The sequence below is a fragment of the Synechococcus sp. SYN20 genome, from assembly GCF_014279555.1.
GTDB lineage: Bacteria > Cyanobacteriota > Cyanobacteriia > PCC-6307 > Cyanobiaceae > Synechococcus_C.
Genome location: NZ_CP047959.1, coordinates 2,100,423 through 2,119,992, shown reverse-complemented (window position 1 = coordinate 2,119,992; position 19,570 = coordinate 2,100,423). Strand labels below are relative to the sequence as shown.

The window sequence follows — 19,570 nt, the reverse complement described above, 5'->3', positions numbered from 1 at the left end:
AATGCTTAACAAAGCTTAGGTGCGCACTTGATGGCCAATGTCTGTTCTGAATTGCATGCCGTCGTATCGGACCTGCCTTAATCCTTCGTAGGCCTTCGCGAAGGCCTGATCAAAATCTGTTGCTTGAGCCACCATCGCCAGAACGCGGCCGCCGGAGGTTTCCAGCACCCCCTCAGTGCTGTGTCGCGTCCCTGCGTGGAACAACTGACGTTGGTCCGTGTTGGTTGGGTTGGGGCTGAATGCAACCGCAATCGGATCACCTTTCCGGGGGCTGTCCGGATAGCCCGCTGCTGCTGCCACAACACAGGCACTGCACAGCTCTGCCTGTGTGAGCGCTGGGGCATCTGCAAGACGTCCGAGCGCACAAGCCTGGAGCACGCGAGCGAGTTCAGGTCCCATCAGAGGCATCAGGGTTTGACATTCAGGATCGCCAAAGCGGCAATTGAATTCGATCACCTGCGGCCCCTCCTTAGTCAGCATGAGACCCGCATAAATCACCCCCCGGTAGTGGATTCCTCGCTTGCGCAAAGCCGCAAGGGTTGGTTTCAGGATTTGTTCGCGCGCCTGCTCTAGGCCCGCTTGATCGAGGAGGGGGGCCGGTGCATAGGCCCCCATTCCCCCGGTATTCGGTCCATGGTCACCATCTAAAAGTCGTTTGTGATCCTGCGCGGGCGGCAGCAAAACCATGTCCTCGCCATCGCATAGGGCAAACACGGAGACTTCAGGACCGGTGAGGCGTTCTTCCAGCACAAGCTGTTCGCCTGCTCGTCCGAATCGCCCTTGAAAAGCCTCTTGAATGGCGGCGGCCGTCTCCTCCACGGTGTTCGCCACCGTTACCCCTTTCCCAGCTGCGAGCCCATCCGCTTTCACAACCAAGGGGCGCTGCAGTCGCTGGAGAAGGGCAAGCCCCTCCTGTTCGTTGGTCACGGTCCAGTACCCAGCTGTGGGAATCCCTGCTTCTTGCATGAGTTGCTTTGCCCAGGCTTTGCTCGCTTCGAGCTGTGCACCCTCCGCACTCGGGCCGAAGACTGCGATGCCTTGTCCACGAAGCGTGTCTGCGAGACCAGCGGCCAAGGGTGCTTCTGGACCGATCACCACGAGATCGATGGCGTGGTCGCTGCACGCCGTAACCATGCCTTCGTGGTCCGTTTCTGCGATCGCCAGTGGAGTGCAGCTTTCCAAATCGCTGGTGCCAGCGTTTCCAGGACTGATCCAAATGTCTTCGATCTCTGGGCAGCGTCTGAACGCCCAGGCCAACGCCTGCTCTCGTCCGCCACCTCCGACCACGAGCACATTGCGCAACGGTGGCAGCGAGAGGGGACGGGTGCTGGAGATGGACATGGGCGGGTGCGGAACGGGGGGTGACTCCTAGGTTTGGAGTTCAGACGCAATGCTCGGTGCGTTGCCCTGATCTATCCATCTTTGTCGAACGACTGTCAGCCCATGGGGCTTTCCTCCCTGCCACTGGTGTTTTTGTTGGCGGCAGCACCGCCGTTGGGCGCGGCGCCTGTGCCTCCTATTGCTTTGCCGATGTCCCTTGAGGCCTTTGCAACGGTTCTCCAAGAAGGTGACATTTCCCAGCTGTCGGCGGCTTGTGCTGATGCGGATCGTTTTGGCCTGCAAGAGCGCCTGCGTCTGCTGCGCAATCGTTTGATGCTGGTGGCGCCTTCCCCGCAACCGTTCGCTGTTGTGATGGCGAATGCCCGGGCGCTGCTGGCCTGTAAGGCTCCCGACAGCACCCAGATTGTGCTCAGTCGATATGGCCCTGGACCAGGATTACAGCGCAGGGAGTGGTTGCTGCTGTCGTGGCAAGCCGCCAGTGCGGCCCTCGATCAAGATCGCGCTGCGCTGGCCCTGCGGCGTTTGGCTGATGGAGACCTCACGCGTCTCGATACCGAGCTGTTGATCGTGGGCCAATCGGAGGATGGCTTGCCGCTTACGCGTTCAGCTCTTGATCTTCTGGCGAACCATGAGCTGGCAGCTGGCAGGCCGGAGGAAGCCGTCACGGTGCTTCTAGCGGGACGTACTCCAGGGGTGGTGGCATCGCGCAGGCTTGGCCAAGTTGCTGAACTGTTGGCGCCGCTTGATCCAGAGCGCAGTGATCTGTTGTTGGAAGCGGCCTTGGATCAAGCGGCAGCTGAGCAAGCCTGGGGTTTGGCGGAAGATTTGCTCCGCCTGCAGTTGCGTTTGGCGTTGCAACGGGGGGGCGATGCTGAGCGACCTCGCGAACGGTTGCGTCGTTTGGCGAGCCGGGTTGATGACCGCTTAACGCTGCTTGAGCTCGAACAGATTTCCCCTGACTGGGATCAACAGCGTTTGCAAGACCTTGAGGATCAGCTGCGCTCACCTCGCGCTGCCGGTGGCCATGCCTCCCTGGGAGAATCGGACTCATCTGAAGCTCCTGCTTCCAATCCTTTGGCCACGCCATGACCAGCTCCCATGGACCGCTCCTCTATGAGGGCAAGGCCAAACGCATTTATGCCTCAAACAATGAGGCTGAGGTTTTGGTCGAATTCAAAAATGATGCCACCGCTTTTAATGCCCAAAAGCGTGCACAACTGGAAGACAAAGGCCGACTTAATTGTCAGATCTCAGCGTGTCTGTTTGAGTTGCTTGAACGGGAAGGGATACCAACCCATTACTGCGGATTGGAGTCGGATCATTGGATGGTGGTCCAACGGGTCAAGGTGATCCCGATCGAAGTGGTGCTGCGCAATGTGGCCACCGGATCACTCTGCCGTCAAACCCCTATTTCTCAAGGCACTCGCTTGGATCCAGCTTTGCTGGATTTGTACTACAAGGATGATGATCTTGGTGATCCTCTGTTGACTGAGTCTCGCCTCTTTTTACTTGACTTAGTCAGTCCAGAAAGTCGTCAGGAAATCGAGACGTTGGCAAGGCAGGTGAATACTGTTTTGATCCCTTTCTTCTCTGCTCTCAATCTGCAATTGGTGGATTTCAAGCTCGAGCTGGGACGCAATGCAGCAGGTGAATTACTTGTTGCTGACGAGATCAGCCCAGACACCTGCCGCCTTTGGGACATGAACAGTCGGGATGAAAAGGAGCGCATTTTGGATAAGGATCGCTTCCGTCAAGACCTCGGCGGAGTGATCGAGGCCTACGGGGAGGTCTGCAAACGGGTCCAAGGGGCAACCCCCAAACCCCGCAACTACAGGTAAGGTCACCGGACATTTGCGGCCGTTTAGGCCGGTATCCGCACCACCTCATGGTCAATCCCTCCTCATACCGAACCAGGAACGCCGTTCGGCGGGGAGCTTTGGGGCTTGCTCTAGCCCTACCGCTTCTGACCACCCTTCCTGCTCGAGCGCAAGCTGAGGCTGACTCCGATCAGAGTTCTGAGGAGCAGATCCAGCTCGAGGATGCGTTAACTGGGGAGAACACCGATCCTCAAGCTGTGGAGGTGGAAGCGTTTGAAGGTGTAGAAGAGGCGCCTGTTGCTGCAGAAGATGAGGGCGTTAATCAGCCCAGAGTGCTGATTACAGAGGTGATGATTGATGGGATCGATGGCCACCCTGAGCAAGAGCGGGTGGAATTGGCTGCTTATGACGCCATGACCGTTCGCCCTGGAAGCCGCGTCACCAGGGATGAGCTCAAAGTTGATTTGGAGGCGATCTACGCCACCGGCTGGTTCTCGGATGTACGGATTGAACCGGTTAATGGTCCTCTTGGTGTGCAACTTGTTGTTCAAGTTGTACCCAATCCCGTGCTTACAAAGGTTGAGCTGCTTCCCGAAGATAATGAGATCCCTCCACAGGTCATTGAGGACGCCTTCAGTTCTGACTATGGACGCACGCTGAATCTCTCTGAACTTCAGCTTCGGATGAAGGAACTTCAGACGTGGTACACAAGCGAGGGTTACGCCCTTGCAAGGGTCACAGGTCCTACGCGTGTTAGTCCAGATGGGGTTGTACAGCTCAAGGTTGTGGTCGGCACAGTTGCTGGCGTTGAGGTGCAGTTCCTCAATAAAGAAGGTGAAACGACCAATGAAAAAGGCGAGCCAATTCGCGGGAAGACGAAACCCTGGGTTGTTACGAGAGAAATCTCGATCAAGCCAGGTGAGGCCTTTAATCGCAATCAACTTGAGGGCGATATCAAGCGTCTATATGGAACATCGTTGTTCAGTGATGTCAAAGTCACACTGAAGCCCGTTGCAGGGAATCCAGGCGAAGTCAATATTGTTTTGGGGATCGTTGAGCAGTCAACCGGTTCTCTTTCAGGCGGCTTGGGCTACAGCCAAAGTCAAGGTGTGTTTGGACAAGTTCAAGTCCAGGACAGCAATTTATTTGGACGGGCTTGGAACTTAGCTCTCAACCTCACCTACGGCCAGTACGGCGGTTTAGCGAATTTCACGTTTACTGATCCATGGATCAAGGGTGATGCGCATCGCACATCGTTCCGTACTTCTTTGTTCTTGAGCCGTGAAGTGCCTCAGGTGTTTCAGAGCCAAAACAATGGAGATATCGTTACCGTTACTGATTACCAAGACAACAATTCATCCCGCGCTTACGAAATTAATACCAACAATAATCCTGCTGGCAGGAAATTTGACGACGTTGGAGAGGCTTCTGACCTCTTCCCTGAGTACAGCTGGTTCGATTATCAGGGCGACTCTGTTGCCTTGCAAAGGGTTGGCGGAAATATCATTTTTGCTAGGCCTCTCAACGGAGGCGACCCCTATAAGAATGCTCCATGGCAGATTCTTGCGGGCTTAAATGTCCAAAGCGTTCGGCCTATTAACTTCGAGGGTACGTCGCGTGTTTACGGCACCCCGAGTGAGGGTGATGACGATAGCGTCCCAAACGAAAATATTATATGTATCTCGTATAATTGTGCCAATGAAAACAATCTTGCTGGCCTAAGATTTGCGGCTACTTATAACACTCTCAATGATCCCCGAAACCCAACCTCGGGTAACTTCTTTAGTTTTGGTACTGAGCAATTCTTGTCAGTTGGCGAGAATTCTCCAACTTTCAATCGTGTGAAAGCAAGCTATACACAATTTTTTCCGGTGAACTGGCTGAAAATTGCGAAAGGCTGCAGGCCCAAGCCAGGTGAAAAAGCAAATTGTCCGCAAGCAATTGGTATTCAATTAAAGGCAGGTTCCATCGTTGGAGATCTGCCTCCTTATGAAGCCTTTTGTTTGGGTGGTTCGAATTCTGTGCGTGGTTGGTATGACTGCGACCTAGCGGTTGGGCGTAGTTACGGGGAAGCAACCTTGGAATATCGCTTCCCGATCATCAGTATTTTTGCGGGTGAATTGTTCGTTGATGCAGGTACCGATTTCGGTTCTCAGAGCAATGTTCCTGGTAAGCCCGGCACTCTTCTGAAAAAGCCTGGTTCGGGTTTCTCCATCGGTACAGGTGTGATTGTGACGACGCCAGTTGGCCCTCTTCGTCTTGAGGTTGCCAGTCAGGACTTCACCGGTGAGTGGCGCTTCAACTTGGGTGTGGGCTGGAAGTTCTAATGGTGTCTTGGCCTGCTGATTACAACGGGCCTTGGACGCTGGCATCCTGTGTGTCGCGCTCAGGGATTGGCCTGCATAGCGGCCAACAATGTCAAGTCACCCTTGCTCCTTCTGAACAAGAAGGTTTCTCTGTGCGCTGGCTTGATCAAACGTCAAAGCCTGTCCGTTTAGACCCCTCACAGGTGCGTGATAGCCAGCTGTGCACCACCCTCGACTTTGGAGACAGACAGCTCTCCACCGTTGAACATCTGCTCGCTGCTCTCGCCGGCTGCGGGGTATCCCACGTTGAGCTCCAGGTTTCGGGTACAGAAATTCCGCTTCTTGATGGGTCAGCTTTGGGCTGGGTGGAGGCAATTGCTGAAGCTGGTTTAACTGCAGCATCGACACCACGTTGCCCCCCTTTGGTGCTGTCTGAACCGCTGGCTTTTCATCGTGGTAATAGCGCCATCGTCGCGACGCCTGCTGATCGCTTCACACTGGTTGGCGTCATCGATTTCCCGCAACAAGCGATTGGTCGTCAGCAATTAGCCATCGAGCTCACCCCTCAGAGTTTTATTGATGAGATCGCTCCGGCTCGGACCTTTGGTTTTCGCGAGCAAGTGGAACAACTTCGCTCCTCTGGTCTCATTCGTGGAGGTGCTTTAGATAATGCCCTCGTCTGTGATGGAGATTCCTGGATGAACCCCCCGCTGCGTTTTCCAGATGAACCAGTGCGCCATAAGATCTTGGATCTAATCGGAGATCTGGCTCTTGTGGGTTTTCCTCAAGCCCAGGTGCTGGTCTATCGAGGATCCCACGGCCTTCATACTGAGTTGGCCGCGGCACTTGCCGATCAACTCGTTCCCCAACGCTGAGCCACTTGACCGTTCTTGCCTCTACCGACTCGCCTTCTGCGGTGCTCAATGCCGAGCAGATCATGGGGTTGCTGCCCCATCGTTATCCATTCGCGTTGGTGGATCGGGTGCTTGAGCATGTTCCAGGTGAACGCGCAGTCGCCATCAAGAACGTCACCCTGAATGAGCCACAGTTTCAGGGGCATTTCCCTGATCGTCCTTTAATGCCAGGGGTGTTGATCGTGGAAGCGATGGCTCAGGTGGGGGGCTTGATCGTGACGCAAATGCCAGATCTTCCGAAGGGCTTGTTCGTGTTTGCCGGAATTGATGGCGTTCGTTTTCGTCGGCCGGTGGTCCCGGGTGATCAATTGAGAATTACCTGTGAGTTGCTCAGCCTTAAACGCAAGCGTTTTGGCAAAGTGAAGGCGGAGGCCACGGTAGATGGACAGCTTGTCTGCTCCGGTGAGCTGATGTTCTCTCTGGTGGATTGAGCGTGATGAGTGATGAGCTCTCCACATCAGTGATCACGGACGATCGCCCCGCTCAGGTCCATCCGATGGCGGTAGTCGATCCCCGAGCAGAACTCGCCCATGGCGTTGTGATCGGACCTGGAGCCGTGATTGGTCCTGAGGTGAGTATCGGGGCTAACACCTGGATTGGTCCTCATGTGGTGCTCGATGGTCTGCTGCGAATTGGTGCTCACAACCGCATTTACCCCGGCGCTTGTTTGGGGCAGGAACCACAGGATTTGAAATACAAAGGGGCTCCAACAGAAGTTGTGATTGGTGATCACAACACCATTCGTGAATGCGTCACCATTAATCGCGCCACTGATGAAGGGGAGCAGACTCGGATTGGTGACAACAACTTGCTGATGGCCTATTGCCATCTTGGCCATAATTGTTTGCTTGGAAACAACATCGTGATGTCGAATGGCATCCAAGTGGCAGGCCACGTGTTGATTGAAGATCGGGCCGTGATCGGTGGTTGTTTAGGGATTCATCAATTCGTTCACATCGGTGGCATGGCGATGGTTGGCGGCATGACCCGTGTGGATCGTGATGTTCCTCCTTACTGTCTTGTCGAAGGCCATCCAGGCAGGGTGCGGGGTCTGAATCGTGTGGGTTTGAGACGTCAAGGCTTGCATCGCCTTGAGGGGGGTCAGGAATTCAAACAGTTGCAAGAGGTTTGGTCCTTGCTGTATCGCTCAGATCACGTCATTGCTGACGGCTTAAACCTTGCGAGGCAGCAGGCTCTGCTGCCTGCCGCTAACCACCTCTGTACCTTTTTGGAGGGTTCCTTGTCGACAGGTCGACGGGGGCCCATGCCTCCTCCCTCGAGTCGCTGATGGTGCGTCTGCTCATCAGCACCGGCGAGGTGTCGGGAGATCTGCAGGGAAGCTTGTTGATTCAGGCCCTATGGCGTGTCGCGAAGCGTCGTGGACTCGATTTAGAAGTCCTTGCTCTGGGAGGTGAGCGGATGCAGGCTGCTGGAGCTGAATTGCTGGCCGATACTTCGCCGATGGGCGCGATTGGCCTCTGGGAAGCCCTGCCTTTGGTTCTCCCCACGATTCGATTGCAAGCCAGGGTGGATCGGGTCTTAAAAGAGCGCCCACCCGATGGGGTGGTGTTGATCGATTACATGGGCGCCAATGTGCGCTTAGGCCACAGCCTCAGAGATCGTCTGCCGGATGTGCCAATCACCTACTACATCGCCCCCCAGGAATGGGCTTGGCGCATTGGGGAAGGAGGTACCAAAAGTTTGCTGCAGTTCACAGATCGCATCCTGGCGATTTTTCCTGAAGAAGCCGAGTTCTATGCCGGTCGAGGCGCTGACGTCACCTGGGTAGGGCATCCCCTCCTCGATATGGTCCCGGTCTCCCCCGATCGTCAGGCTGCTCGGCGTGCGTTGGGCTTGCCCTCGGAAGGAGCCTTGTTGCTTTTGATGCCTGCATCACGGCCTCAGGAACTGCGATACCTCATGCCTGAATTGGTGCAGGCTGCCGCCACCCTTCAAGCGCGTGACCCATCACTCCATGTGATCGTGCCAGCCGGATTGGAGCGCTTTGAGGAGCCATTGCAGCAGGCCCTGGATCAAGCGGGCGTTCGAGGGACGGTGATTCCAGCTGATCAGGCCGATGCCATGAAGCCCCACCTATTTGCCGCTGCCGACTTGGCCTTGGGTAAATCGGGAACGGTGAATTTGGAATTAGCGCTTCAGGGTGTTCCGCAAGTGGTTGGTTATCGGGTCAGCCGTGTCACCGCCTGGGTGGCGCGGCGAATTCTCCGTTTCCACGTGGATCACATCTCGCCGGTCAATCTTTTGCTGAAGGAGCGTCTGGTGCCTGAGCTGTTGCAGGAGGATTTCAATGCCGATCAGCTTGTGGCGTTGGCCATTCCTTTGTTGGATAACCAAGCGGATCGGCAAAGGGTTTTGGATGGGTATCAGCGCTTGCGTAACACCCTTGGTGAACCGGGTGTGACCGATCGTGCTGCCGAAGCCATTCTTGACCAGATCCAACAGCCCTCTTGAGCTCATGCGTGCGTTGATCCCGCTGGTTTTGACCAGCATCATGTTGATAAGCCCGATGTCTGCGATGGCAGCCGTTCAAGATGCTGTTCTTGCGGGTGGTTGTTTTTGGTGCCTCGAACATGATTTAGAGGATATTGAAGGTGTGATTTCGGCTGAAAGTGGGTATAGCGGTGGCCATGTGGAGAATCCCACCTATCAACAAGTGAGTGGTGAAAAAAGTGGACATCAAGAGGTGGTACGTGTGCGATTTGATTCCGATAAAATTAGTTATGCCACCCTTTTGCAACATTATTGGCGCAATATTGACCCTCTTGATGGTCAAGGTCAGTTTTGTGATCGGGGTGACTCATATCGACCCGTGATTTTTACCGCTGGTGAGCAGCAGGCCACCGCCGCTAAAGCAAGTTCTGCCTCGGCTGCAAGTGAATTAGGGGTCTCAAAATCTAAGATTAAAGTGCAGATTCGTGATGCAGTTCAGTTCTGGCCGGCGGAGGATTACCACCAAGATTATGCCAATAATAATGAACTTCGTTATCGTTATTACCGCTTCAGTTGTGGGCGAGACCGCCGCCTCGATGCCGTGTGGGGCGAGCGCGCAAGATCGGGTGCATCCTGGGTTGCTTCTCCACTAGCGCCATGACACCTTCCTGAAAACCGAAGAAAATCTGTAATTAGATCTTTGCTCCCGTTCAGGCGTTTCTCAGTGAAGATGCGGGTATTCCCCTCTCGACGCTCCAGGATTTTGTCCTTACCATTAGCCCAAGATTTGTGGAGGGGCTGTATGTATCTGCTGACGATCAAGGATGGTCTGGTGACGCGTCACGTTGGTCCTTATCCGTCGACGAAGCAGGCTTCAGACGATTTAGATCGTGTGTTGTCAACTTGTTCTGAGCGGGCGCGCTGGCAAATTCATGCCCTTGAATGCCCGCGTGTGATGACTGCGGTTGCGTCCTAATCCGCTCGTCGGCCTGGATACCCGCTGAGAAGACCGCTTTCGATCATTAGGCCGATTCCTGCGTTGATGCAGATCAGGCTCAGCGTTCCATACCAGAACCAGGGGCCACGGTCCTGTCCGAGCAGCTGGATAATGCGTCGACTGATGGCTTCCCCAAAGAGGCAGAGTCCAGCAGGCAAAAGCAGGACTCCAAGTTGAGCTCGCACGTACCAGCGCAAGGGTCTGGAAGCCATCGGTTTGGGTAGGTTCATAGTTGTGAAAACCCTAGGTCTCGGCCTGCTGCGATTGCTTGCACACCCAATGCACCAAGGTTCGGACTCCGTAGCCCGTGGCTCCAGCCGGATCTAGTGCTCTCCCTTTGTCGCTCCAAACCGTTCCTGCGATATCGATGTGGGCCCATGGGATGGAGCTTTTGACAAATTCCTTGAGGAATAAAGCGGCAGTAATAGAGCCACCTGGACGGGGACCTGTGTTTTTTAAGTCAGCAAGCAGTGACTTGAGGCCTTTGCGATAAGCCTGGTGCATTGGCATGCGCCAGAGCCCCTCTCCTGCATCCTTTGCGGCGCCCTCTAAGGAGCTGGCAAGCGAGTCGTCTCCAGTCCACAGCCCAGCGATTTCGTCGCCAAGGGCAACCACGCAGGCACCGGTCAATGTGGCCAGGTCAACGATGGCATCGGGTTCGAGCTCGGATGCGTAAACCAAGGCATCAGCGAGGGTGAGCCGGCCTTCTGCATCTGTGTTGTTGATTTCGATCGTGGTGCCGTTGGACGCGGTGACGATGTCACCTGGATGCACGGCAGAACCGTTGATCATGTTTTCGCATGACGCCACCAGCATGTGCACTTCCACACCCTTGGGACGGAGCTCAGCGATCGAGCGCATTGCGCCAAGTACCGCTGCACTGCCTCCCATATCGATTTTCATCATGTCGATTTGAGCAGCACCCACTTTCAGGTTGTAACCACCGGAATCAAAGGTGAGGCCCTTGCCAACCAAGACCACCCGTCTGGTGGCAGGACCGGAGGGGCGGTAGGTGAGATGGATGAACTTGGGATCCATATCCGAGCCTTGGCAAACGGAGAGGAACGACCCCATCCCCCTGGCTTCACAGTCGCTGCGCTCGAGCACCTTCAAGTCCAAGCCGTGCTCATGCGCCATATGAGCGGCGCTTTCGGCAAGAGCGGTTGGGGTGACACTGTTCGGAGGAGCCGCAACGAGCTCTCTTGCCAGTTCTACCCCCGCGCAAATGGGATGCACTGCTTCGAGGGCGCTGCTGAGGGTGTTGGGGAGCGGGCCGAGCAGTTCAAGCCGCTCGGGGTGGACGCTTGGCTCGGGTTTGCTGCGGAAGCGTTGATCGCTGTAGAGCGCAAGCCTGACCGCTTGCGCTGCCACGGTCACCGCTTCTGCAGGGTCAACAGCATTCCATGGCAATAGCAATCCGAGGCTGCCTGTTTGGTCCTTGCTCGCTCGGGCCGCAGCAGCCCCAGCCTGCCGAAAGCTATTCACATCCAATGCTTCAAGAGGCCCCATGCCTACGAGCACGAGCGATGCGCAGTCGGGGTTGAGAAGTTGAAGACTTGCGCTCTCTCCATTTTTCCCTTGGAACTTGCGTTGTTCCAACCAATCGCCAAGGGAGATGGAAAAGCGTTCCTCCATCGCTGGTATCAAGCCATTGGGATCTCCCTCAGCAATACCTAGGGCCAACACGGTTCCCGACCAGGCCTGTGGCTGGGCCGACGAGAGGGAGATCTGCATGAAGAATTGGCGCGTGAGCTGATGCTACGGGGCACCCTTAATCGGCATGGAACGGCGTGGACCATCGCTCACGGGTTTCCTTATTGAATGGCGGTTGCCAAAGGCGAATCAAGGTTTGTTCCAGTTGTCGTCGAGGACGGGTGTCCTGCGGGACATCGGCCCAGAAACGAATGCTTGTGCTGCAGGACAAGCCCGTGCTCATGCAGGCCTCTTGGTAACTCGCCAAGTAGGCCTTGCAATCGTGCTCGCCTTTCCAGCGCCGATCAGCCGCCTTGGTTTCTCCGATGTAAAGAAGGATGGGTTGTTCGAGTTCTTTCGGGCGATCCATCACGAGATAGATGGCCGCCCCTCGATGGGGACTGCTTGGCCAACGCCAGAAACTCAACGGTAAGGGCTTGAGCTGAAGAGGTTGGAAGCCACTCAGCGGATTGGGGTTGTCGCTGGGAAACAGTTGCTTTTGCTCTGCTGGTGGATTCCGATGCCCGAGCTGAGACGCCAACTGGGGGGAGAAGAGAGGTCCCTGGAACTGATGGATTCGCTCTTGCCAGCTTCGTAAAAGCTCTGCGCTCAAAGGTAGGGAATGTTCGACCAGCCCATTGTTTGCTGCCACGGGCTGCTCGAAAAGGTTGCCCTGCCCGGAGGGAGTGGCCATGGGATTAACTCCTTGGCGGCAGGCTGGGGCCGGATGGTCTTGCCCCAAAACTCACGCGGCCAATCAGCTGTTCCACAGCATCAGGGGGCAAACAAACGCGTTCTTGGAGATCGGCGAGATGCTCGAAGGGCTTCAGTCGTCGCTCGTGAATGAGGCGTTGGAGTCGGGGTTTTGGCCAGTTGAGGGTTTGCTCTAACAAGCTGGGTGCCGCGGCATTGACATCCAGGGGTGGCCGTTCAGGCAGCACTGGAACGTCCCCATGCCAGAGAAACACCAGGTGGGGAGTCCAGAGTTTCACCAGATCAGCAGGCAGGTTGAGCAGGAGAGCGAGATCATCCAGCTGGCTGAATTGCACCCCACCGCGTTGGAGGCGCATCAGTACATCGATCATCTCTTCACTGCAACCGGGCAGTTGTTGCCATTGCTCAGGGGTCGCCCTGTTGACATCCAGGCTCCAGGTTTCTGCTGGGCGGGGAGTCGCCCCCAACGTTGGTGGCGCTTGTTGTTTTGCTCGGACAGGATCTGGGGGTAGGTCGCCGGTGGCCTGCAAGAGTTTGCGAGCCAGGGGGTCAAGCCAGTGCTGGCGCGCCATTGCTTTAAAAAACTTGCTTATTGGCCAGGACCATACCGAGCCCAAGCCTCCGGTGTTAGGGGGTCCAGCGCGGAGGCAGGCTTGGAAGATCGATCAGTCCTTGTTGAAAGGCAACCACCACGGCGTGGGTGCGGTTGTTGGCTTGCAATTTGCGCAGCAGGCTGCCGATGTGGGATTTCACCGTTTCAATCGAGACCACAAGGCTGTCTGCGATCTCCTGGTTGCTCATGCCTTTACAAAGTCCACGCAGCACGTCTTCCTCCTTCAGGCTCAGCTCGGGCGGAATGGAACCAGAGGCTGTGCGTCCCAGTCGACCGTGCCGAAGAATGTCGGCGATCACCGAATCGTGATACATCCCGTCGGATTCCATTGCGGTCAGCGCTGCCGTGACGCCACCCATTCCAACGTTTTGGTGGGAGCACAATCCATCGCAAGGTGCGTCGATGGCCTGAAGGATGGTGCGCAGAATTGGACGTTGAACCAGAAGCAACGCTTTCAAGGAGGGGTGGTTCTGCTTGGCGCGTCGAATGAGGCTTGGGCCATTGCCACCCTCGAGTTGGTCTGTGCAGATCAAGAGGTTGACATCATCTTTTTGCATCCTCAGAAGACAGTCTTCTTCTGTGGTGGCGGCAGCAACAAGGGGCCCAAGATCTTGAAACCAGCCCATCCAGCTGGCTAACAACACGCGGTCGCCACTGGCAATCGCTGTGCGACTACTGCGCAGAAGACTGTGTCCCTGCTTGCTGCGGATCTGAAGTCTGGGGATCTGGGAGGTGAGATCCACGCCATTTCGAAACTCTCCACATATTGGCTTTGGTGAGGGGGCGTGGATCCGCACTGTGAGGGATTGCGTGAATTGTTCAAAATGTGAGTCAATCTTTTTCAGGACCATGGCCTTCTTCGATTCCGAAATCGTGCAGGAGGAGGCCAAGCATCTTTTTGGCGACTATCAGCAGTTGATGCAGTTGGGGTCGGATTATGGAAAGTTCGACCGAGAAGGGAAGAAGAAATTCATCAATACGATGGAAGATCTGATGGAGCGCTACCGCGTTTTTATGAAACGTTTTGAGCTCTCGGAAGACTTCCAAGCCAAGCTCACCGTGGAGCAGTTGCGGACGCAGCTCGGGCAGTTTGGGATCACTCCTGAGCAAATGTTCGAACAGATGAATCAAACCTTGGAGCGGATGAAAACTCAGCTCGAGCAATCAGAAGGTCAGTGAGCCGTACGATCCGTCGCACAGCACCGTCCTTCTTTAAATGACAGTCAAACCCCATTTACTGCCGAACTGGTTGGCGCGGGGGATGGCCGATTTATTTCCGGACGGAAATCCTGACGATGTGGATCAGGCATTAGCTGCTCGCTTGGCCGCGGCTGAGTTGGAGGGCCGTCCTCTGCGGGTGAAGTTGGGCATTGACCCAACGGGAAGTGATATACACCTGGGCCACAGCATTTTGTTTCGCAAGCTGCGCGCCTTTCAGGATGCGGGCCATACAGCCGTGCTGATCATTGGTGATTTCACGGCCAGGATCGGCGATCCAACGGGCAAGAGCGCCACGCGCGTGCAGCTCACAATCGAACAGGTGGAGGCCAACGCGACCACATATTTGCGCCAGCTGGGCGAAGGACAGCCCAAGGCGCAGGCTCTGCTTGATTTTGAGACTCCCGGACGGTTGGAGGTACGACGCAATAGTGAATGGCTTGAAGGTCTTGATCTGCCCCAAGTGATTGGTTTGCTGGGAACGGCCACGGTGGGCCAAATGCTGGCCAAAGATGATTTTGCCAAGCGCTATGGGAGCGGCACCCCCATCGCTTTGCATGAGTTCCTCTATCCCTTGCTTCAGGGGTATGACTCTGTGGCTGTGGATGCTGATGTGGAGTTGGGGGGGACGGATCAGAAATTCAATGTGGCGATGGGACGTGACTTGCAACGTCATTTCAGCCAAAAAACGCAGTTCGGCCTTCTCTTGCCAATCCTCGTCGGTCTTGATGGAGTGCAGAAGATGAGCAAGAGCCTCGGCAACACGGTGGGTCTGGAGGAGGATCCGTTGTCGATGTACTCCAAGCTCGAAAAAGTTGGTGATGCGGCCATCAACGACTACGTGACGTTGTTAACCGATTTGGCCAATGAATCGTTGCCAGATAATCCCCGTGAAAAGCAAAAAGCGATGGCTCTGGAGGTGACGGCAAGCCGCTATGGAATGGATGTGGCCCAAAAAGCGCAGGCGGATGCAGCCACGTTGGTGGCTGGTTCGGCTGCTTCCGCTGCAGATGTGCCAGAGGCATCCCTTTCTGCAGTGAATTTTCCTGCAAAAGCGTTCTATCTGTTCAGTGCGGTGGGCATGTGTGCCAGCAGTAGTGAGGCGCGCCGTCAGATCAAAGGGGGAGCCGCACGTCTTGAGGGAGAGAAAATCATGGATCCCAATCAGGAATTTGCTTCGGTATCCGACTTGGAAGGGAAGGTTCTTCAGCTCGGTAAAAAGACATTTAGGCGATTGGTTCCTTGATGTGCTGCTATGACTGCCACAGCTGAAAATCCGCGGAATCATGCTTGATGTGACCTCTTCTCGTTCAATCGTGGGGGCGGTCCTCAGCGTTTTGGTGGGTGCGGGAATGGCAGTACCTGCCAATGCGGGGATCAAGGATGAATATGAGCGCGCTCAGGAGTGTGACTACAGCAAGGCTGAATATGGAAGTGATGTTGGCGTTTTTGATGAGGTGAAGGTGAGATTTTGCATCAGTGAAGATCGTCGGTTTGTTGTGTATGTGATGCGAAGTGGTAAATCATGGGCCTTGCCGTTTGATCGTGACTATCGCCAGGCAGGAGTGATGAGTTTGAACACCATTGAGGACGATAAATTAGTTCATTACACCAAGAAAAAAGGTGTTGTGGATCGCGTGGTTTTGGGTAGAAAACGTATCGAAAGGCCAGTTTTATATTGATGAATTGTCGGTGTGTGTTGCCGGTTGCGGCAGGGTTGGCAGAGGGCCCCTGTTGGTGGGCTGAGAAGCAAGTTCTTCTTTGGGTGGATATTGAAGCTTCAAGAATTGGCCTGTTTGATCCTCAAACGGCTAAGAATAATTTCTTGGATCTTCCCACCCATGTGGGTGCGGTCGTTCCCACCTCTGCAGGGGACTTGCTCCTGGCAACCGCGACGGGGTTTCTGAGGCTGGATCTGAGCACGGAAGCGGTGACCTTGTTGTCTGATCCTGAGGCCGATCGCCCTGGAAATCGTTTCAATGACGGCAAATGTGATCCATGGGGGCGCTTTTGGGCCGGCACGATGGCTTACGACTTCGAGCCGCTGGCAGGAGCCCTTTGGCGGGTCAATGCCGATTTCAGCTGCGTTCGTCAACGGCAGGGGCTCACGATCTCCAACGGATTGGCCTGGAGCCAAGACCGAGGGAAGCTCTATGTCATTGATTCGCCAACGCTGAATGTGCTGGCCTTCCCGCTCACCAACGCAGGTGAGATCGCAGGAGAACCCAGCATCTGTGTGCAGATTCCAGAGGATTGGGATGCCGTTCCGGATGGCATGTGCATCGATGCGGAGGGAATGCTTTGGATCGCCCTGTTTGGCGGTGGTTGCGTGACGCGTTGGGATCCAGTTAGCGGTCAACGGCTCGAACGGCTGGCCTTGCCTTGTCGTCAGGTCACTTCCTGTTGTTTTGGCGGCCCCCACTTGGATCAGTTGTTTATGACGACTGCGAGAAGGGAGATGGATGCTGCTCCAATCAAGGCCGAGCCCTTGGCCGGTGGCCTGTTTCAGGCCGATGTGGGTGTGAAAGGGTTGCCGGCCGATTGCTTTCAAGTGGCGGCTTGATTCGAAGGCTTGCCCATGACCAATCACGATGAGGGCTCTGCGGAGATGGTGTGTGGCTACTTCTTTCTCGGCTGAATCAGCGGAACGGATCATTGTGGCCCTCGATGGCATGGCCCCTGATCAGGCTTTGGCCTTCAGCGCTCAAGTGGAAGGGCTGCGTTGGGTGAAGGTGGGGCTGGAGTTGTTCGTGCAGGCGGGGCCGGATGTGGTGGCTCAGTTGCGTGAGCAGGGCCTGCGAGTGTTTCTTGATCTCAAATTTCACGACATCCCGGCCACGATGGCGGGCGCTTGCCGGCGGGCGGCGGCGCTGGGGGCGGAGCTGATCACCGTGCATGCCTGCGCCGGCAGCGAAGCATTGCAGGCGGCGCAGACCGCGGCGGTGGAAGGAGCGCAAAGCACCGGGCAGCGGGTTCCCACTTTGTTGGCAGTCACGGTGCTCACCAGTTGGGAGGAACAGCGGCTGCAAAGGGAACTTGCCATCAGCCAGGGCATCGCTGAACGGGTGCCGGGGTTGGCCCAGCTGTCGGCGAGTGCTGGCATCGGCGGCTGCGTGTGTTCACCGTTGGAAGTCACGGCGCTACGGGCTCAACATCCGGAGCCGTTTGCCTTGGTAACGCCTGGGATCCGCCCCAAAGGTGCTGCAGTGGGCGATCAAGCCCGGGTGATGGGGCCTGCTGAAGCGATGGCTGCTGGCGCCAGCAAGCTGGTGATCGGCCGGCCGATCACTCAGGCTGAGAATTCAAGTGGAGCGTTTGCGACGTGCTGTGCTGCGTTGATGGTGTGATCCGGGTATCCCGTTCCGTGTACCCCTCTTGTTCGCTCAGCTCCACTTCAGTCCTTCTGGTTCAGCTTTGGTTCGGTGCCGTTGATCAACCGCTTGATGTTGCTGCGGTGACGCCAGAGCACCAGCAGCATCGCCACCAGGGCCACCACCAAATTGGCGTGGCTACTCGTGCCGGCGGCCATCAGCAGCGGCAGGCTGATCGCGGCCAACACGCTCGCCAGCGACACGTAACGACTCAGGCTGAACACGGCCAGGAACACGCCAAAACTGGCCAGTCCCACGGGCCAGGCCAGGCCGAGAAACAGCCCCAATCCGGTGGCGACAGCCTTGCCGCCCTTGAAGCCCAGCCAAACAGGCCAAATATGACCAGCTAGGGCGGTTAGACCTGCTAAGACCTGGATCCAATCCCCTAGGCCAAGAGCGCGGGCGATCAAAACAGCGGCGGCGCCTTTGCCCACATCGATCAAAAAAACAACCAACGCGGGACCTTTGCCCACTTGCCTGAGCACATTGGTGGCTCCCGTGGAGCCCGAACCGAGTTCGCGCAAGTCAATGCCTTTGAGCCAGCGACCTGCAAGCCAGCCACTCGGGATCGATCCGAGCACATAGCCGAGAACTAGAGAAAAGAAACCCATCAGAGCAGCTCGTTGTCGTCGTCGTAGATCTCACCGGGGCCAGCCGCAAAGGCCATCCACAGCGGAAACTGAAGCACAGGGATGTCCACGACGCGCTCAGCGGCATCGATCACAATCAAAGGAACCTCTCCGCGTTCTTCCAGGCGGTCGGCGCGCTCCACTAAGGCATCACCCCGTTCAAACAGCACGATGCCGCTGTTTGGACCAAAGTCTTCCCGGCCAAGGCCAAGGGCATCTTGCAATCCTCGCCGCCATTCGCCGAGTCGCTCTGGTTGCCCTGCCAAAACAAGGGTCTGGAATTGATCGCCATAAAGATCGCTAAGGATGGCGATCAGGGCACTGCCGACCAAAACGTTGCGCGGGCGATTTCCGCGACTGGACTGGGCTCCCCGTCCGCCCTGATTGAAGAACCAGTCCTCAAGGAGGGCGATATCGCTTTGGTCGAGGCTGCGGCGCAGCTTCCATGGATCGGCATAAAAATCAGGTTGCTCGGCAAACCGCTCGAGGCTGGCGCGAATCAGGGCTTCATCGGGCCGGAAGGTGTCGGCAACCGCTGGTGTGGGGTCTGCCGTATTGGCTTCTTTCTGGCCGTTCGCCGCCTGTTGATCCAGAGGAGAGGGCTGCACCACCACCGGCTGAGACACCAGCTCCAGCTGCTCAACCGACTGAGCCATGCCTTGAAGCGCACCGCTCAGATACTCCTGGAATCCCTTCACGCGCCGAGCAATCGCATCGGATTGGCCAACGAAGGTTCCTGCAATCTCCTGTTCAAGCTGCAGTTTGCGTTGGTTGAGGCTATCGATGTCTTGCTGCAAGGCATCACGGCGTTGCTGCAGCTCGGTCAGGGCGAGCCTGATCAAGGCATCGCTACCTGGGTCTGCAGGTGTTTCTGCTGCAGAATCGTCGCTCTGTGGTGTTTCAGGTTCAGGTGACGACGCTTCGGCCGTCTCGCCGGAATGGTCCTGGGGCGTCAGATCGGTGTCGTCAGGCATGGTCCGCTCGTCCTTGGGGTATTTCAGCTGATTGCGCGACGCAAGTCGAATCTTCTGTCCAAACGTGTGCAAAGCATTTCGTTTTCGTTACGCCAGCGCGTGAAAACAGAGGTCATCGAATGTTGATCAAGGCTTGGCTTGTTGTAGGTGCCCCACACGACGTTCCAGTTGCTTTTGAAGTTCCTTTGGATTGAACAGGATGGGAAGAAAGTGAATGCTTTTGGTCTCTCGGAAGTAAAACAGTCCGGGCAGCCAAGGAGCGAAGAGTCGCCAAGACATCCACTCACTGAATGGGAAACGCCGTAACTCCTCTTGCCCGCGCCACACCACGAGATCTTCTTCGCTGAATTCAAGCTTCAGGATGTAGGTCTGCACCAGAAGAAACACGCTGAACAACCCCACTACAAGAGTTGGCCAGGGACTGAGTGGTAAGGGCCAAAGGCATGCGCTTAGTAAAAGAATTACAAGCGGAAGCCTCGGGCTTGGGCGAATGATCACGTTGTTGGTCTTCGGGGTGGGTGTCATGGGATTGG

The 19,570-nt window shown here is 56.1% G+C and carries 22 protein-coding genes; 13 read left to right on the top strand and 9 right to left on the bottom strand.

Annotation, left to right across the window (positions count from 1 at the left end; all coding sequences use genetic code 11):
• Positions 1-15: 15 nt before the first annotated feature.
• The gene (purD, locus tag SynSYN20_RS11310; protein WP_186523743.1) at positions 16-1,341 is read right to left on the bottom strand and encodes a phosphoribosylamine--glycine ligase; all 1,326 of its coding nucleotides are present in this window, start codon (positions 1,339-1,341) and stop codon (positions 16-18) included.
• A gap of 102 nt (positions 1,342-1,443) precedes the next feature.
• Here purD and SynSYN20_RS11305 point away from each other — a divergent pair, with 102 nt between their 5' ends.
• Genes SynSYN20_RS11305 through msrA form a run of 8 tightly spaced genes read left to right on the top strand, consistent with a single transcriptional unit; the run spans position 1,444 to position 9,490 of the window.
• Complete coding sequence (locus tag SynSYN20_RS11305) at positions 1,444-2,430, top strand: hypothetical protein (protein WP_186523742.1); 987 nt, start codon at positions 1,444-1,446, stop codon at positions 2,428-2,430.
• Positions 2,427-3,179: a phosphoribosylaminoimidazolesuccinocarboxamide synthase gene (gene purC / locus SynSYN20_RS11300; RefSeq protein ID WP_186523741.1), complete on the top strand. Its 753-nt coding sequence runs from the start codon at positions 2,427-2,429 to the stop codon at positions 3,177-3,179. Before SynSYN20_RS11305 ends, purC begins: the two co-directional genes overlap by 4 nt.
• A gap of 47 nt (positions 3,180-3,226) precedes the next feature.
• Positions 3,227-5,485 (top strand): BamA/TamA family outer membrane protein, encoded by a 2,259-nt coding sequence (locus SynSYN20_RS11295; protein ID WP_186523740.1) that lies wholly within the window; start codon positions 3,227-3,229, stop codon positions 5,483-5,485.
• On the top strand, positions 5,485-6,339 hold the full coding sequence (gene lpxC / locus SynSYN20_RS11290) for a UDP-3-O-acyl-N-acetylglucosamine deacetylase (RefSeq protein ID WP_186525612.1): 855 nt from the start codon (positions 5,485-5,487) through the stop codon (positions 6,337-6,339). Before SynSYN20_RS11295 ends, lpxC begins: the two co-directional genes overlap by 1 nt.
• A 5-nt stretch (positions 6,340-6,344) precedes the next feature.
• Complete coding sequence (gene fabZ, locus SynSYN20_RS11285) at positions 6,345-6,809, top strand: 3-hydroxyacyl-ACP dehydratase FabZ (RefSeq protein ID WP_255444244.1); 465 nt, start codon at positions 6,345-6,347, stop codon at positions 6,807-6,809.
• Positions 6,810-6,814: 5 nt separating this feature from the next.
• Positions 6,815-7,666 carry an acyl-ACP--UDP-N-acetylglucosamine O-acyltransferase gene (gene lpxA / locus SynSYN20_RS11280; RefSeq protein WP_186523739.1) on the top strand — a complete coding sequence of 284 codons (852 nt, stop codon included), beginning with the start codon at positions 6,815-6,817 and terminating at the stop codon, positions 7,664-7,666.
• Positions 7,666-8,850 (top strand): lipid-A-disaccharide synthase, encoded by a 1,185-nt coding sequence (lpxB, locus tag SynSYN20_RS11275; RefSeq protein ID WP_186523738.1) that lies wholly within the window; start codon positions 7,666-7,668, stop codon positions 8,848-8,850. Before lpxA ends, lpxB begins: the two co-directional genes overlap by 1 nt.
• A gap of 4 nt (positions 8,851-8,854) precedes the next feature.
• Positions 8,855-9,490 (top strand): peptide-methionine (S)-S-oxide reductase MsrA, encoded by a 636-nt coding sequence (gene msrA, locus SynSYN20_RS11270; protein WP_186523737.1) that lies wholly within the window; start codon positions 8,855-8,857, stop codon positions 9,488-9,490.
• Between the two features lie 311 nt (positions 9,491-9,801).
• Here msrA and SynSYN20_RS11260 read toward each other — a convergent pair whose 3' ends face one another.
• Genes SynSYN20_RS11260 through SynSYN20_RS11240 form a run of 5 tightly spaced genes read right to left on the bottom strand, consistent with a single transcriptional unit; the run spans position 9,802 to position 13,588 of the window.
• Positions 9,802-10,038, bottom strand: coding sequence for a hypothetical protein (locus tag SynSYN20_RS11260; RefSeq protein WP_006853577.1), 237 nt, complete (start codon positions 10,036-10,038; stop codon positions 9,802-9,804).
• 31 nt (positions 10,039-10,069) lie between these two features.
• On the bottom strand, positions 10,070-11,560 hold the full coding sequence (locus SynSYN20_RS11255) for a leucyl aminopeptidase (RefSeq protein ID WP_186523736.1): 1,491 nt from the start codon (positions 11,558-11,560) through the stop codon (positions 10,070-10,072).
• Between the two features lie 37 nt (positions 11,561-11,597).
• Positions 11,598-12,212, bottom strand: a complete 615-nt coding sequence (locus tag SynSYN20_RS11250) for a GIY-YIG nuclease family protein (protein WP_186523735.1) — start codon at positions 12,210-12,212, stop codon at positions 11,598-11,600.
• Positions 12,213-12,216: 4 nt separating this feature from the next.
• On the bottom strand, positions 12,217-12,804 hold the full coding sequence (locus SynSYN20_RS11245; protein ID WP_186523734.1) for a hypothetical protein: 588 nt from the start codon (positions 12,802-12,804) through the stop codon (positions 12,217-12,219).
• A gap of 55 nt (positions 12,805-12,859) precedes the next feature.
• Positions 12,860-13,588: a response regulator transcription factor gene (locus SynSYN20_RS11240; RefSeq protein WP_186523733.1), complete on the bottom strand. Its 729-nt coding sequence runs from the start codon at positions 13,586-13,588 to the stop codon at positions 12,860-12,862.
• Positions 13,589-13,694: 106 nt separating this feature from the next.
• Between SynSYN20_RS11240 and SynSYN20_RS11235 the strand changes: the two genes are divergently transcribed.
• Genes SynSYN20_RS11235 through pyrF form a run of 5 tightly spaced genes read left to right on the top strand, consistent with a single transcriptional unit; the run spans position 13,695 to position 17,410 of the window.
• On the top strand, positions 13,695-14,024 hold the full coding sequence (locus tag SynSYN20_RS11235) for a DUF1825 family protein (protein WP_186523732.1): 330 nt from the start codon (positions 13,695-13,697) through the stop codon (positions 14,022-14,024).
• Between the two features lie 37 nt (positions 14,025-14,061).
• Entirely contained in the window at positions 14,062-15,309 is a 1,248-nt protein-coding gene (tyrS, locus tag SynSYN20_RS11230; protein ID WP_186523731.1) for a tyrosine--tRNA ligase, read from the top strand.
• Positions 15,310-15,349: 40 nt separating this feature from the next.
• Complete coding sequence (locus SynSYN20_RS11225) at positions 15,350-15,745, top strand: hypothetical protein (RefSeq protein ID WP_255476255.1); 396 nt, start codon at positions 15,350-15,352, stop codon at positions 15,743-15,745.
• Complete coding sequence (locus tag SynSYN20_RS11220; protein WP_186523730.1) at positions 15,745-16,626, top strand: SMP-30/gluconolactonase/LRE family protein; 882 nt, start codon at positions 15,745-15,747, stop codon at positions 16,624-16,626. The genes SynSYN20_RS11225 and SynSYN20_RS11220 overlap by 1 nt, the downstream gene beginning before the upstream one ends.
• 28 nt (positions 16,627-16,654) lie before the next feature.
• A complete protein-coding gene (pyrF, locus tag SynSYN20_RS11215) occupies positions 16,655-17,410 on the top strand; it encodes an orotidine-5'-phosphate decarboxylase (RefSeq protein ID WP_370586680.1) in 756 nt (251 codons plus the stop codon).
• Positions 17,411-17,457: 47 nt separating this feature from the next.
• Here pyrF and plsY read toward each other — a convergent pair whose 3' ends face one another.
• The 3 genes from plsY to SynSYN20_RS11200 form a co-directional block, all read right to left on the bottom strand.
• Entirely contained in the window at positions 17,458-18,045 is a 588-nt protein-coding gene (plsY, locus tag SynSYN20_RS11210; RefSeq protein ID WP_186523728.1) for a glycerol-3-phosphate 1-O-acyltransferase PlsY, read from the bottom strand.
• On the bottom strand, positions 18,045-19,037 hold the full coding sequence (locus SynSYN20_RS11205) for a DUF3086 domain-containing protein (protein ID WP_186523727.1): 993 nt from the start codon (positions 19,035-19,037) through the stop codon (positions 18,045-18,047). Before SynSYN20_RS11205 ends, plsY begins: the two co-directional genes overlap by 1 nt.
• Positions 19,038-19,163: 126 nt before the next feature.
• Positions 19,164-19,562: a DUF3119 family protein gene (locus SynSYN20_RS11200; protein ID WP_186523726.1), complete on the bottom strand. Its 399-nt coding sequence runs from the start codon at positions 19,560-19,562 to the stop codon at positions 19,164-19,166.
• Positions 19,563-19,570 lie beyond the last annotated feature (8 nt).